The organism is Streptomyces sp. JK94, from assembly GCF_053613315.1.
Map to the genome: position 1 here is coordinate 1 of NZ_JBSICH010000007.1, position 13,900 is coordinate 13,900.

Sequence of the window (13,900 nt, forward strand, 5' to 3'; positions counted from 1 at the left end):
CAGGTCGGGGTATCAACATATCTGGCGTTGACTTTTGGCACGCTGTTGAGTTCTCAAGGAACGGACGCTTCCTTTGTACTCACCCGAGAGACTCTCTCAGGCTTTCCTCCGGGCGCTTCCCTTCGGTCTTGCGTTTCCGACTCTATCAGATCCTTTTCGATCCGATTTCCTCGGCGCTTTCCAGGTTCCCGCTTTCGCGTTTCCCTTTCCGGCGGCTCCGACTCTATCAGATCCTTTCGGGCTCCGATTCCCCGTCGGAGGGGGTTGTCATCGCGGCTGTTGGGCCGTTCCGACGTCTCAAACCCTAGCGGACTCTCTCGGTGATTCCCAATCGCGGTGACCGGGTCGCCGAGTCCCGTTCGGAATTGAATTCGGACACGCCGAAAGCATTCCCACTGGGAGGTCGTACTGGTGGTTTGGTGCCGCTGATGCGGCGGAAGCGCTACCGCGGAACCGTTACGGCTCCGTGGCAACCCGAAGAACCATACGGATCCCGTAGGTGGCTGTCAAGCAGGCCTGTCAAGATCTTTAATCGAGGTCGCTGAGCCGGCCGCCGGCGTCCGGCTGGGCGTGCTCCACCCGGCGCAGCAGGCGGGTGAGGACTTCGCCGAGCGCGGTCCGCTCGTCCGCAGAGAGGTCCTGCAGGAGGTCCTCCTCGAAGACCGTGGCGAGGCGCATGGCCTCCAGCCACTTCTCCCTGCCCTCCGCCGTCAGCTCGACGATGACCCGTACCCGGTTGGTCTCGTCGCGCTCCCGGGTGACCAGCCCCTCCGTCACCATGCGGTCGATGCGGTGGGTCATCGCGGCCGGCGTCAGGCCCAGCCGCTTGGCGAGGTCACCGGGCCCCAGCCGGTAGGGGACGCCGGACAGGACGAGCGCCTTCAGCACCTCCCAGTCGGTGTTCCCGATGCCCAGCTCGGCGGTTTGCCGGCCGTACGCGACGTTCATACGGCGGTTGAGGCGGGAGAGCGCCGAGACGATCTTCTCGACCTGCGGGTCGAGGTCCTGGAACTCGCGCTGGTAGGCGGCGATCTGTTCTTCGAGTGGCGGCTCGCCGGCGCCGGAGGTGTCGCCCATGTCCGCAGTATGGCACGCACCTGCTTTGCCTCGAAGTCCTTCGCTGTGTACTCTTTAGCTTCGAACTTTAGCTTCTAAGTCTTCAGCTTCAACGGCTGGAGCGACGACCCAAGAGAGGGTGAACGTGACCAGGGCAAGGGGCGCGGCGATGCGCCGGATCCACGTGGGCAACGCACTCAGCGCGTTCGGGCTCGGCTTCACAGTCCCCTACCTGTACGTCTACGTGGCGCAGGTGCGGGGACTGGGTTCCGTGACGGCGGGTCTCGTACTCGCCGTCTTCGCCGTGGCCGCGCTGATCGTGCTGCCGTTGGCCGGTCGGGCCATCGTCCGGCGGGGCCCGCTGCCGGTACTGCTCGCCGCCCTGGTCACCGCCGCGCTCGGCGCACTGAGCCTCGGGCTGTCGGCCTCCGCGGCCACCGTGCTGCTGTCCGCGGCCGCGCTGGGTGCGGGGCAGGCCGTGATGCAGCCGGCGCTCGCGACGATGATCGTGGACTGTTCGTCGTCCGAGACCCGGTCACGGGCGTTCGCCATGCAGTTCTTCCTGCAGAACCTGGGGCTCGGCGTCGGCGGGCTCATCGGCGGGCACCTCGTCGACACGTCGAGCGCCGCGTCGTTCACGCTGCTGTTCGCGATCGAGGCGGCGATGTTCCTGCTGCTGGTGGCGGTGATGGTGACGGTGCGCACGCCGCGCGCGCCCCGTATGGAGCAGGCTCCCGGGCAGTCCGGCGCGGGCAGCTGGAAGCAGCTGCTGGGGAACCGGGCCATGGTCCAGCTGTGCGTGCTGGGCTTCGTGCTGTTCTTCGCCTGCTACGGGCAGTTCGAGTCCGGCCTGAGCGCGTACGGCGTCGAGGCGGCCGGAATCACCACGTCCGCGCTGGGGACCGCGCTGGCGGCCAACACGCTGGTGATCGTCGTCGCGCAGTTCGCGGTGCTGAGGTTCGTGGAGCGGCGCAAGCGCTCCCGGGTGATCGCGGCCGTGGGGCTGATCTGGGCCGTCGCGTGGGCCGTGGCCGGGTACGCCGGGCTCGGGCACGGCAGCCAGACCATGGCGACGGCCGCCTTCATCTCGACGTACGCGCTGTTCGGGCTGGGTGAGGCGATGCTGTCACCGACGCTGGCGCCGCTGGTGGCGGATCTGGCGCCGACCGGGCTGGCCGGGCAGTACAACTCGGCCTTCGCCCTGGTGAAGCAGCTCGCGCTGGCGATCGGGCCGGCGGTGGGCGGACCGCTCGGGGCCTCGCTGCACGGGCCGTACATCGTGGCGTTCCTGCTCTTCTCCCTGGGCATCACGGTGCTGGCGGTGCGACTGGGGCGGCAGCTCACCGACGTACAGAACCAGCCGTCGCTCGCCGGGAGCCGGGTGGTCACGCAGAGCGGGGCGCCGGCCGGCACGGTGGCGGCCGCCGAGGCCTGACCGGGGGTGTGACGGGCTCGGCGCCCGTCACGACCCGCCCTTCACGGTTCACGGCTTGGGCAGGACGAACTCGCACCAGACGGCCTTGCCGCCCCCGGGCGTGCGCCGGGAGCCCCAGTTGGAGGCGATCGTCGCGACGATGGCGATGCCCCGGCCGGACTCGTCCCCGGGCTCCGCACGGCGGCGTCTGGGGAGGTGGTCGTCGCCGTCGGTGACCTCGATGATCAGTCGGCGGTCGGTGCGGCGCAGGCGCAGCCGCATGGGGGGTGTGCCGTGCTGGAGGGAGTTGGCGACCAGTTCGCTGGCCGCCAGGACGCCCAGGTCGTGCAGGTCGGTGGGGAAGCGCCAGCTGGCGAGGACGCCGGAGGCGAAGGCACGCGCGCGGGGGGCCGCTTCCACGCCGCCGAGCAGTTCCAGGGCGGCGTTGCGGAAGCGCTCGGCCTCCGCGCCCTTGCGGGCGGGGTGCTGGAGGACGAGGACGGCCACGTCGTCGTCGTGCTCCGGGGTGACGCCCGCCGAGCGGACCAGGCGGTCGCAGACCACCTGCGGGGTGCCGGTCGCGCCGGACAGGGCGCGCTCCAGGGCGGCGATGCCCTCGTCCAGGTCCTCGTTCCGGCGTTCGACCAGGCCGTCGGTGTAGAGGACGGCCGTGGAGCCGGGGGTCAGGGCGATCGAGCCGGACGTGTGGATCCAGCCGCCGGTGCCGAGCGGGGGGCCGGTGGGTTCGTCGGCGCGCTGGACGGTGCCGTTCTCGTCGCGGACCAGGATGGGCAGGTGCCCGGCGGACGCGTGGACCAGCCGGCCCTCGTTGGGGTCGTGGATGGCGTAGACGCAGGTGGCGATCTGGTTGGCGTCGATCTCGGTGGCGAGGCCGTCGAGGAGCTGGAGCACCTCGTGCGGGGGCAGGTCGAGGCGGGCGTAGGCCCTGACCGCCGTACGGAGCTGGCCCATGACGGCTGCCGCGCGGACGCCTCGGCCCATGACGTCGCCGATGACCAGGGCGGTGCGGCCGCCGCCGAGGGTGATCACGTCGTACCAGTCGCCGCCGACCGCGGCCTCGGTGCCGCCGGGGTGGTAGGTGGCGGCGACGCGCAGGTCGTCGGGCTCCTCCAGTTCCTGCGGGAGCAGGGAGCGCTGGAGGGTGACGGCGGTCTCGCGCTGGCGGCGTTCGCTCGCGCGCAGGCGGGCCGCGGCCTCGGCGTGGTCGGTGACGTCGGTCGCGAAGACGAGGACGCCACGGCCGCCGCCGGCGGCGCCCTCGGTGACCGGGGTGCAGGTGAAGGTGTAGGAGCGGCCGTCGGGTGCCTTGCGGGACTTGAGGGTGCGGGGTCTGCCGCTGCGCTGGACCTGGTCCAGGAGCGGGAAGAGGCCGAGCGCGTCCAGCTCGGGGAGGGCCTCCGCGACGCGCTCGCCCAGGGGAGGCGTGCCGAAGGCCGTGACGTAGGTGTCGTTGACGTAGGCGAGGCGGTGGTCGGGGCCGTGGACGAGGGCGACGAGGGCCGGGACGCGGTCGAGGACGTCGCGCACGGGCAGGTCGTCGACGGCGGGGACGGGCGGGGCCTCGTCGGTCAGCTGCTCGGCGCGGGCGGCGGGTACGGACCCGTCCCCCCGCCGGTCCGCGGAGACGGTCGGGTCGGTCCGCGCTGCGGCGCGGCGCTGCGTTCCGGGGAGACGGGCGCTCCAGCGCGTGAAGTTCACGAATCCTTGCCTCGTGTAGTTGTCGGCGGCCGGGGGCCGGCCGGGGCCCCGATGGCCGCGCGTGGGCGGGCGCCGGCGCGCCCGCGGTGGTGGACCAGTCTGGCAGGGTGCCGACCGGGCCGACATCCGTCAGACGCCGGGCCGCCCGGTGGAGTTCCTGAGTCCGGTCAGGACGACCCCTTCGGGTTGCGCGGAGGTTCCTGAGAAGGCTTTCCACCGGCCGCGAGTTCGAACTCCGCGCGCGGATGTTCGAGTGAACCCAGGGAGACGATCTCCCGTTTGAAGAGTCCGGCCAGGGCCCATTCGGCCAGCACGCGCGCCTTGCGGTTGACGGTGGGGACGCGGCTGAGGTGGTAGGCGCGGTGCATGAACCACGCGGGGTAGCCCTTCAGCTTGCGCCCGTAGACGTGCGCGACGCCCTTGTGGAAGCCGAGGGAGGCGACCGAACCGGCGTACTTGTGGGCGTACGTGTCCAGGGGCTCACCGCGCAGGGCGTGCGCGATGTTGTCGCCGAGGACCCTGGCCTGGCGGACGGCGTGCTGGGCGTTGGGGGCGCATTCCCGGCCGGGTTCCCCGGCGGTGACGTCGGGGACGGCGGCGGCGTCTCCCGCGGCCCACGCGTGCGGGGCGCCGTCGACCGACAGGTGGGGGGTGCAGCGGAGCCGGCCGCGGTCGTCGAGGGGGAGGCCGGTCGCGGCGAGGACCGGGTGGGGTTTGACGCCGGCCGTCCAGACGACGGTGCGGGTGGGGAAGCGGGCACCGTCGCTGAGGAGGGCGACGCGGTCGACGCAGGAGTCCAGGCGGGTGCCCAGGCGGACGTCGATGCTGCGGCGGCGCAGTTCGGTGACCGTGTAGCGGCCCAGCTCCTCGCCGACCTCGGGCAGGACGCGGTCCGATGCCTCGACGAGGATCCACTTCATGTCGTCGGGCGTGACGTTGTGGTAGTACCGCGCGGCGTACCGGGCCATGTCCTCCAGCTCGCCGAGGGCCTCCACGCCCGCGTAGCCGCCGCCGACGAAGACGAAGGTGAGCGCGGCGTCGCGGAGGGCGGGGTCCCGGGTCGACGAAGCGATGTCCATCTGTTCGAGGACGTGGTTGCGCAGGCCGATGGCCTCCTCGACGGTCTTGAACCCGACGCCGTGGTCGGCGAGGCCCGGGACGGGCAGGGTGCGCGCGACCGAACCCGGCGCGAGGACGATTTCGTCGTACGCCAGCCGGCGGGCCCCCGCCCCTTCCTCCTCGGTGGCGAGGGTGGTGAGGGTGGCGGTGCGCGTCGTGTGGTCGACGGACCGCACCTCACCGACGACGACGTCGCACTGGCCGAGGACGCGGCGCAGCGGCACGACGACGTGCCGCGGGGAAATGGAGCCGGCCGCCGCCTCGGGGAGGAACGGCTGATACGTCATGTAGGGATCGGGGGTGACGACCGTGATCTCGGCCTCGCCCCGCCGCAGTTCGTTTCTCAGGTTCCGCTGCAGACGCAGCGCCGTGTACATCCCGACGTAGCCGCCGCCGACAACGAGAATGCGCGCACGTTCCTTCACCATCCCATGACGCACCCGGCGCTTGCGTTTGTCCACAGGCTCGTCGATTTGTGTGACCGGGGACCACCGGGGCCCGAGGCGTGTCCGGCCGTCGTGCTGTGGCACGGTCGCGCAGGTCAGTGGCGGTGTGCGCGGAAAAAGGGGGTGGCATTCACAGGGTGTATACGATCCGTACTCCGATCGGTGGGAGCTGCGTGCGGAACCTGCCCCTTCTGAATTGACTCCCGCTCAACTATGTTCTCTCACACGGTGTGCAGGGGGTGTGCTCACGGGTCCGCGACGGGCGGGCCGCAGAACGGGCCGTTCCGCGCACTCCGGCTTTCGATGGCGGGGAGAGTCTCCGGGGGGAGACGTCATTACCGGGGGATTGTCATGCATGTTCAGGACTCTCATTGGTCGTCCGCGTCCACTGTCGCGCCCGGTGGCGCGATGAGTACGGCGACGGGCGGGGCTCGCGGGGGCGGGGCGCGGACCGCGCCGTTGCGCGTGGACGCCCAGCGGAATCTGGAACACGTGCTGCGCGCGGCACGTGAGGTGTTCGGCGAGCTGGGGTACGGCGCGCCGATGGAGGACGTGGCGCGGCGCGCACGGGTCGGTGTCGGCACGGTGTACCGGCGCTTCCCGAGCAAGGACGTCCTGGTGCGGCGGATAGCCGAGGAGGAGACGGCCCGGCTGACCGACCAGGCCCGGGCCGCGCTCGGGCAGGAGGACGAGCCGTGGTCGGCGCTGTCGTGCTTCCTGCGGACGTCGGTGGCCTCGGGCGCCGGCCGGCTGCTGCCGCCGCAGGTGCTGCGGGTCGGGGTGGCGGACGACGGTGAGGGCGGTGACGGCGGTGCCGCGGCCGGTGAGCCGCGGGTGCCGCAGCAGCGGGCGCAGCCGGGACCGGGCGAGCTGCGGCTGATGTCCGAGGGCGTCGGGTCCACCGGCGCCATGGCCGGTGCGGTGGCTTCCGTGCTGGACGACGACGGGGCGTCGGAGCTGCTGGAGGTCGTGGGCCGGCTGGTGGAGCGGGCGCGGGCCGCGGGTGAGCTGCGACCGGACGTGTCGGTGTCGGACGTGCTGCTGGTGATAGCCACGGCGGCGCCCTCGCTCCCGGACGCGGCCCAGCAGGCCGCGGCCTCGGCCCGGCTGCTGGAGATCCTGCTGGAGGGACTGCGGTCGCGGCCGGCGTGAGAACGCGGGGCCGTCGGGTGGCAGCCGGCGTCGGTGGGCGGTTCGCGTGGGGTACTCCTCGCGTCCCGCCCCACGGCCGCCGGTACGGGCGTCTTCTCATCCCCCGAACGGCCGAGCGTTGTCACCGCGTCACGCGCAAACGCCACGGACGGGTGACGGTCCGCGGCTTGGGGTCCTGACCACGGGCCCCTATGACACGCTGACCCGATGTTCGGGACTGGCTGGGCAGGTGGCGGGGGCCTTCCGCGATGAGTGTCGAAAGGCGGGGCGGGCCACGCGGCGAGGACGCCACCGGACCCGGTGACCCACCGCAGGTGCCGGGCCAGGGAGGGCCGACCCGGATGCCACGGGACGGTGCCCCGGCTCGGGGTGGCGTCCCGGCGGAGGGCGGCCTTCCAGCGGCGGGCGGTGTCCCGGCCAGTTCTGGTGGCGTCCCGGCGGAGGGCGGCGCCCCGGCGGAGGGCGGTGCCCCAGCCAGGGGCGGCGCCCCAGCGGACGGCGGCCTTCCGACGGCGGGCGGTGTCCCGGCCAGTTCTGGTGGCGTCCCGGCGGAGGGCGGTGTCCCGGCGGAGGGCGGCGCCCCAGCCAGGGGCGGCGCCCCAGCGGACGGCGGCCTTCCGACGGCGGGCGGTGTCCCGGCCAGTTCTGGTGGCGTCCCGGCGGAGGGCGGTGTCCCGGCGGAGGGCGGCGCCCCAGCCAGGGGCGGCGCCCCAGCGGAGGGCGGCCTTCCGACGGCGGGCGGTGTCCCGGCACAGCGTGAAGTGCACGAGGGCAGTGTCCTGCCCCCGTCCCGGGAGCGGTACGACGGCGGCGTCCTGCCTCCGCCGCGCGAGCAGCCGGTGTCCGACGCGGAACTGATCGAAGGGATGCGCTCGGGGGACGACGCGGCCTACGAGGAGTTGTACCGGCGCCACGCGCACGCGGTGCGCCGGTACGCGCGCACCTGCTGCCGTGACGCCCACACCGCGGACGACCTCACCGCCGAGGTCTTCGCCCGCGTGCTCCAGGCGGTGCGGGGCGGTTCGGGCCCGGAGCACGCCGTGCGCGCCTACCTCCTCACCGCGGTCCGGCGCGTCGCCGCCGGCTGGACCCGGTCGGCGGGGCGGGAGCAACTGGTCGACGACTTCGCGGTGTTCGCCGCGCAGTCCACGCACACCGCCCAGGCGCCGGACGACGACACGCTGGAACTGGGCGCCGACGTCCGGGCCATGCACGAGGCCGAGCAGTCGATGGCCATGCGCGCCTTCCGTTCCCTGCCGGAACGGTGGCAGGCCGTGCTGTGGCACACCGAGGTGGAGGACGAGTCGCCGAGCGAGTTGGCCATGCTCTTCGGGCTGGACGCCAACGGCACCCGCGTGCTCGCCAGCCGCGCCCGCGAGGGCCTGAAGCAGGCCTATCTCCAAGCCCACGTCAGCGAAACCCTCGCCACCGACGAGCAGTGTGCCCGCTACGCGGACCGGCTCGGCACCTACGCGCGCGGCAGGCTGCGCACCCGGGCCGAACGGGGGCTGCGCCGGCATCTGGACGAGTGCGCCCGGTGCCGGCTGGCCGCCACTCAGATCGAAGAGGTTGCGAGCTGCATTCCGGCCGTGGTTCCGGTCGCGGTCATCGGCTGGTTCGGCGCCGCCGGTTACGCCAAGGCGGTGGGGCTCGTCGCCGGGGGCCTGGGCGCCGGTGCGGCCGGTGCCGCGGGCGCGGCGGGCGGTGCCGCGTCCGGCGGCGCGGGCGCGTCCGGCGGCGCCACGGTCTCCGAGGGCCTGGGCGCGCCGGTGAAGGCCGGGATCGCGGCCGGTGTCGTGGCGGTGGCCGCCGCGGCGGCGCTGGTCTTCGCGCTGGTCGGCGACGACACTCCGGTCGAACGGCCGCCGAAGGCGGGTCCGCCCGCCTCCTCACCGGTGGCCGAGCCGGCCCCGGACACACTCGCGCCCCCGGCACGGCCGCCCCGCCCGCACCCACCGGAGGCTGCCCCCCGGCCTTCTTCTCCCCCGACGCCCACGCCCGGCCCGACACCGCCTCCCCCGCCCGCGCCCTCCCCCGCACCGACGCCGGAACCGGCACCCACGCCGACCCCGAAATCACCGACCCCGAAACCATCGGCCCCGAAATCACCGACCCCGAAACCATCGGCCCCGGAATCACCGACCCCGAAACCATCGGCCCCGGAATCACCGACCCCGAAACCACCGGCCCCGGCACCGCCGCCCGCCCCGTCGGTCCACCGGTGGAGCGAGTTGGCGTACGACGTCGTCGGTGACGGCACCGGCCCCGAGATGCGGCTGGCCGGGAGCGGCTGGGTGTGGCAGCGGTCCGCCCTGTCGATCGGTGGCCGGCGGTACGCGCACGGTGTCACGGTGCACGGCCGCTCCTCCGTCACCGTCGTCCTCAACCGCTCCTGCTCGTCGTACGACGCACGCGTCGGCGTCGACGACCTGACGGCGGAGCTGGGCGGGGTCCGCTTCTCGGTGCACGCCGACGGCGCCCGGCTGTGGACCTCGGGCACGGTCGAGGGCGGGGACCCGGCGGTGCCCGTCCAGGTGGACCTCACGGGACGCGAGACAGTACGGCTGGTGGTCGAGCCGCACGGTCCCCTCGGCCCGGTGGCGCTCGCGGACTGGGCCCAGTCACGGTTCACCTGCGCGTAGCCGCGTACGGGAAGGGACGTGCAGGCGAGCGGTGTCCGCCCGAAGGCGCGTCACCCCCGCCGCGCCACCGCCCCCGCACCGCCCAGCGCACCCCGCTGCGGAGCGATCCCGGCCGGTACCGCGCGCTGGCGAGCCGGCGTACCCGTCCAGCAGGTGCCGCGCCGGGCCAGGAGGCGGCGGAGCCACAGTTCGAGGGAGACGAGGTCGGCCAGCCCGGCCAGGGGCAGTGTCTCACCGGCCGCCGCCGCCCGCACCGCCTTGCGCACGACCCGGGCCTCCACGAGCCCCGCCTCGGCGAGCAGCGGTGTGTCGAACAGCCCCAGCAGGGAGTCGGCGGCGACCCGCAGCCCCGTGCGCGCGGCGGAGGCCGCCACCGCCTGGGTGGGCTCGCCCCAGCCGCTCGGCAGCTCGCTCACGCCCGCCCCCTCCAGCACCTTGCGCAGGATCGCCGCCCGCGCCCCCGGCTGCACCCGCAGCGCCTCCGGCAGCGCGCGGCAGGCGCGGACGACCTGGTTGTCGAGGAACGGCGTGTGCAGTCGCTGGAAGCGGATCTCGGCGGCCTGCTCCAGCACCCGCACGTCCGCCGCGTGCCGCGTCAGTGCCGCACGCGCGCGGAAGTCACCGGGCCGCTGCCCCGGCCCCACCCCGGACCGCTGCGAGGACGTCTGCAGGCGAACCGATACTTCAGCCAGCGCCTCCCCGGTCAGCCAGCGCGCCGCCGGTCCGGGCCCCGCCCAGGTGAGGACGGCGAGCGACGCCTCCATGGCGCCGCCCCCGTCGGCCGGTGTGTCGAAACGCCGGTGCAGCAGCCGTTCGGCGAGCACTTCGATGCCGGTGCGGTACGGCGTCCGCGCCAGTCGCCGGGCCGCGCCGTACACGCGGGCGGGGACCAGCACCGAGCCGTCCGCCTTGGCCAGCGCGGCGACCGGCCGTACGAGGTGGCGCCGCTTGCGGTCCATCAGCAGGTCGGCCAGCCGCGCCGGGTGCGCGTCCAGCACCTGCCGCGCCCCGTACCCGGTGAAGTGGTCCGCGCTGCCCGCGGCCAGCCGCGCCCGGTGGCGTGCCGCGGCGACCAGGACGGAGCCCGGTTCGTCGGTCAGCGGCCCGTCCAGCGCGGCGTACGGCAGCACCTCCTCGTCGCCGGCGACGACCACGTGGTGCAGCCGCGGGTTGGCCGCCAGCGCGCCCGCCCGCTCCAGCTCGCCCTCCTGGCCGCCGACGGCGAGGTCGTTGAAGGTGACGGCCAGCAGCCGCTCCCCCGCCCCGGTACCGTGGCCGAGCAGGGTCCCCGGCCTCCCCGGCAGCCCGGCGGCCAGCAGCGCCAGCGTCCCCGAGGCCGGCCCGCCGGACAGGTCGGCGCCGATCCCGGGGGCCGGCATCCCGCGCGCGGCGCGCCGTTCCGCGGGTCCCATGCCGGGCACCGGTCCGGGGTCCATGCCGTCGCCGGGAACGTGGCGGGGCGCGGCGAGGCGGGTGCGTACGGCCTCCACCAGGGCGTCCCGGACACCGTCCACCGCCCGGTCGGGGTCGGCCGAGGGGGCCGCCACGGCGAGCGAGGCCACGGGCTCGTACCCGGCGATCTCACGCGCTCCGGCGCGCAGGATCAGCGCGTGCCCCGGCGGAACGCGCTTCACGCCGTCGTACGGGGTGGAGTCGTCCAGCGCGGCCGGCACGTCGGGGGCGGCGAGCAGTGCGGCGAGGTATCCGAAGTCGAGGTTGGCCTCGACGAGGTCGGCCAGGGGCAGCGCGGCCGTCGCGTACGCCGTGCCGCCCCTCCAGGGGGTGTGGAACACCGGGCGCGCACCCGCGAGGTCACCGCAGACCGTGACCCGCCGTCCCACCTGGACGACGGCCGTGTAGCTGCCGGGCCACGCCGTCAGGTGGCGCAGCGCCCCTCCGCGCGCGGCGAACAGCCCGACGCGCAGTTGCTCGTCGGTCGCGCCGCAGATGCCGAGGACGGCGATCCGGGTCTGCGGATCGACCGAGACGACGCGCACCTCGTCGGGGCGCCAGTCGCCGACCGCCCACAGGGGATCGGGGTCGCCCCACAACGGCTGGGCGCCCACGGGCTGTACGGTCTCGCCGTCGTACCCGGTGGTCCCCGCGGAGCCGCCCGCCCCGGTGATCCCCGCGGCTCCCACGGCGGCGCTGCTCCACCCCACCAACCACCGCATCGACGCCTCCACAGGCTGGGGACAACCAGTGCACCGTACGAACTGGTCCCATGCTGCCATGAAGGGCGCGCCGAAGAGCATCGGCGGAGCCGCACGTGCTCCCGTGAACCCGCCTCGGCGGGTGTCCACCCGCGGAGGCCGACTTCCTGCCCGGAGGGTGCGCGGACGACGCGAATGCGCCCCCACAACGCGCCCCTTAGCTCCCTGACGCGCCCTCAACTCCCGTGGTGAGGGCCGCGAAACCCTGGAAACACCAGGGTCTGTTTTCAGCCAAAGTGGCGTCACGCGGACACGTTCGAACACGCTCCGTACAGGCTTTGCGCACCGCCCGGCGGTGCGTGGTCCGGGAGGCGAGGCGCACCCCCCGGACCGGTCCGCCGCCCGCGGGGATGTAGGCGGCGGTGTCCCCCAGCCCACTGGATCCAGTACAGCGGGCCGACCCACGCGGCACCCATGGAACCGCTCCCCCCGTGGCCGGAGAAGAGCGCACGGCCGGGCGCACGGCCACACACCGGGAGCACGTGGCAACGCACCGTGCGCGCGCCGCACTTCGGCACGGACCACAATCCCGCCATCCGGAACAATGCCTCTTAACGCATGGGATCCGGCGAACTACGCTGGGTTTACGAATGCCGCGTGGTTATGCCAGCACGGCAGCCGTCTGTGTCGAGGGGTGGCGCATGTCCAGGGAGCAACGCGGGCCGAACGAAAAGCTCGGCACCGTTCTCGCCCTCGCGGGAATCAGCAACGCCGGCCTCGCCCGGCGTGTCAACGACCTCGGCGCGCAACGCGGGTTGACGCTTCGCTACGACAAGACGTCGGTGGCGCGCTGGGTGTCGAAGGGCATGGTGCCGCAGGGAGCGGCGCCGCACCTCATCGCCGCCGCCATCGGCCAGAAACTCGGCCGCCCGGTGCCGCTCCACGAGATCGGCCTGGCGGACGCGGACCCCGCTCCCGAGGTGGGCCTGGCCTTTCCCCGGGACGTCGGCCAGGCGGTCAGGTCCGCCACCGAGCTGTACCGTCTCGACCTCGCCGGACGCCGGACCGGCGGCGGCATCTGGCAGTCACTCGCCGGCTCGTTCGCCGTGAGCGCATACGCGACACCCGCCTCGCGGTGGCTGATAACCCCGGCCGACAGCTCGGTGGCGCGTGACGCGAGCCCGGCGGAGGGCTCCGGCGCACCGCTCAAAGTCGGCCACAGTGATGTGCGGAAACTGCGGGAGGCCGCCGAGGACGCCCGCCGCTGGGACTCCAAGTACGGCGGCGGCGACTGGCGGTCGTCGATGGTCCCCGAGTGCTTACGCGTAGAGGCGGCCCCGCTGCTCCTCGGTTCCTACTCCGACGAGGTCGGCCGCGCCCTGTTCGGCGCCTCGGCGGAGCTGACCCGCCTGGCCGGCTGGATGGCCTTCGACACCGGCCAGCAGGAGGCGGCGCAGCGGTACTACATCCAGGCCCTGCGCCTGGCCCGCGCGGCGGCCGACGTGCCCCTGGGGGGGTACGTCCTGGCCTCCATGTCGCTCCAGGCCACCTACCGCGGCTTCGGCGACGAGGGCGTGGACCTCGCCCAGGCCGCCCTCGAACGCAACCGCGGCCTGGCCACCGCCCGCACCATGAGCTTCTTCCGCCTCGTCGAGGCCCGCGCACACGCGCGTGCCGGCGACGCGCCGGCGGCCGGCGCCGCCCTCAAGGCCGCCGAGAGCTGGCTGGAGCGGGCCCGCCCCGGCGACAGCGACCCGTCGTGGCTGGGTTTCTACTCCTACGACCGGTTCGCCGCCGACGCCGCCGAGTGCTACCGCGACCTGAAGGCACCGCGCCAGGTCCGCCGGTTCACCGAGCAGGCCCTGTCGCAGCCGACGGAGGAGTTCGTCCGCTCGCACGGCCTCAGGCTCGTCGTCTCGGCCGTGGCCGAGCTGGAGTCGGGCAATCTGGACGCGGCCTGCGAGCAGGGCGTGCGGGCGGTGGAGGTAGCCGGCCGCATCTCCTCGGCCCGCACCACCGAGTACGTCAAGGACCTCCTCCACCGCCTCGAACCGTACGGCGACGAGCCGCGCGTGGCCGAGCTGCGCGAGCGCGCCCGGCCGCTGCTGATGACCACGGCCTGATCCGCCGGCGCTTCCCGGGTTTGAGGGCGTTGTCAGTGGCGCAGTGCACTATCGAGGCCGGGAGGTGCACCGGGAG

The 13,900-nt window shown here is 73.9% G+C and carries 8 protein-coding genes; 4 read left to right on the plus strand and 4 right to left on the minus strand.

Annotated features, from left to right (window positions below; translation table 11 throughout):
- Window positions 1–528: 528 nt before the first annotated feature.
- Window positions 529–1,077, minus strand: a complete 549-nt coding sequence (locus ACVV2G_RS06590) for a MarR family winged helix-turn-helix transcriptional regulator (RefSeq protein WP_453841648.1) — start codon at window positions 1,075–1,077, stop codon at window positions 529–531.
- Between the two features lie 148 nt (window positions 1,078–1,225).
- Between ACVV2G_RS06590 and ACVV2G_RS06595 the strand changes: the two genes are divergently transcribed.
- Window positions 1,226–2,491: an MFS transporter gene (locus ACVV2G_RS06595; RefSeq protein WP_453842039.1), complete on the plus strand. Its 1,266-nt coding sequence runs from the start codon at window positions 1,226–1,228 to the stop codon at window positions 2,489–2,491.
- Between the two features lie 48 nt (window positions 2,492–2,539).
- Here the strand turns inward: ACVV2G_RS06595 and ACVV2G_RS06600 are convergent, their stop codons facing one another.
- Together ACVV2G_RS06600 and ACVV2G_RS06605 are read right to left on the minus strand one after the other, a co-directional pair.
- Window positions 2,540–4,189 carry an ATP-binding SpoIIE family protein phosphatase gene (locus tag ACVV2G_RS06600; protein WP_453841649.1) on the minus strand — a complete coding sequence of 550 codons (1,650 nt, stop codon included), beginning with the start codon at window positions 4,187–4,189 and terminating at the stop codon, window positions 2,540–2,542.
- Between the two features lie 167 nt (window positions 4,190–4,356).
- On the minus strand, window positions 4,357–5,736 hold the full coding sequence (locus ACVV2G_RS06605; RefSeq protein ID WP_453841650.1) for an NAD(P)/FAD-dependent oxidoreductase: 1,380 nt from the start codon (window positions 5,734–5,736) through the stop codon (window positions 4,357–4,359).
- Window positions 5,737–6,105: 369 nt separating this feature from the next.
- Here ACVV2G_RS06605 and ACVV2G_RS06610 point away from each other — a divergent pair, with 369 nt between their 5' ends.
- Together ACVV2G_RS06610 and ACVV2G_RS06615 are read left to right on the plus strand one after the other, a co-directional pair.
- A complete protein-coding gene (locus ACVV2G_RS06610; RefSeq protein WP_453841651.1) occupies window positions 6,106–6,906 on the plus strand; it encodes a TetR/AcrR family transcriptional regulator in 801 nt (266 codons plus the stop codon).
- 341 nt (window positions 6,907–7,247) lie between these two features.
- The gene (locus ACVV2G_RS06615) at window positions 7,248–9,548 is read left to right on the plus strand and encodes a sigma-70 family RNA polymerase sigma factor (protein ID WP_453841652.1); all 2,301 of its coding nucleotides are present in this window, start codon (window positions 7,248–7,250) and stop codon (window positions 9,546–9,548) included.
- A 50-nt stretch (window positions 9,549–9,598) separates the two neighbouring features.
- On the opposite strand, the gene ACVV2G_RS06620 is transcribed toward ACVV2G_RS06615, so the two are convergent.
- Window positions 9,599–11,722 carry an asparagine synthase-related protein gene (locus tag ACVV2G_RS06620; protein ID WP_453841653.1) on the minus strand — a complete coding sequence of 708 codons (2,124 nt, stop codon included), beginning with the start codon at window positions 11,720–11,722 and terminating at the stop codon, window positions 9,599–9,601.
- A 680-nt stretch (window positions 11,723–12,402) separates the two neighbouring features.
- Between ACVV2G_RS06620 and ACVV2G_RS06625 the strand changes: the two genes are divergently transcribed.
- A complete protein-coding gene (locus ACVV2G_RS06625; protein ID WP_453841654.1) occupies window positions 12,403–13,824 on the plus strand; it encodes an NsdA family TPR-like regulatory protein in 1,422 nt (473 codons plus the stop codon).
- The last annotated feature ends 76 nt before the right edge of the window (window positions 13,825–13,900 follow it).

Excerpts from the sequence above, each read along its gene's own strand:
- ACVV2G_RS06595 (WP_453842039.1), top strand. The coding sequence starts at position 1,226 with ATGCGCCGGATCCACGTGGGCAACGCACTCAGCGCGTTCGGGCTCGGC.
- ACVV2G_RS06625 (WP_453841654.1), top strand. The coding sequence starts at position 12,403 with ATGTCCAGGGAGCAACGCGGGCCGAACGAAAAGCTCGGCACCGTTCTC.
- ACVV2G_RS06605 (WP_453841650.1), bottom strand. The coding sequence starts at position 5,736 with ATGGTGAAGGAACGTGCGCGCATTCTCGTTGTCGGCGGCGGCTACGTC.
- ACVV2G_RS06590 (WP_453841648.1), bottom strand. The coding sequence starts at position 1,077 with ATGGGCGACACCTCCGGCGCCGGCGAGCCGCCACTCGAAGAACAGATC.
- ACVV2G_RS06610 (WP_453841651.1), top strand. The coding sequence starts at position 6,106 with ATGCATGTTCAGGACTCTCATTGGTCGTCCGCGTCCACTGTCGCGCCC.
- ACVV2G_RS06615 (WP_453841652.1), top strand. The coding sequence starts at position 7,248 with ATGCCACGGGACGGTGCCCCGGCTCGGGGTGGCGTCCCGGCGGAGGGC.
- ACVV2G_RS06620 (WP_453841653.1), bottom strand. The coding sequence starts at position 11,722 with ATGCGGTGGTTGGTGGGGTGGAGCAGCGCCGCCGTGGGAGCCGCGGGG.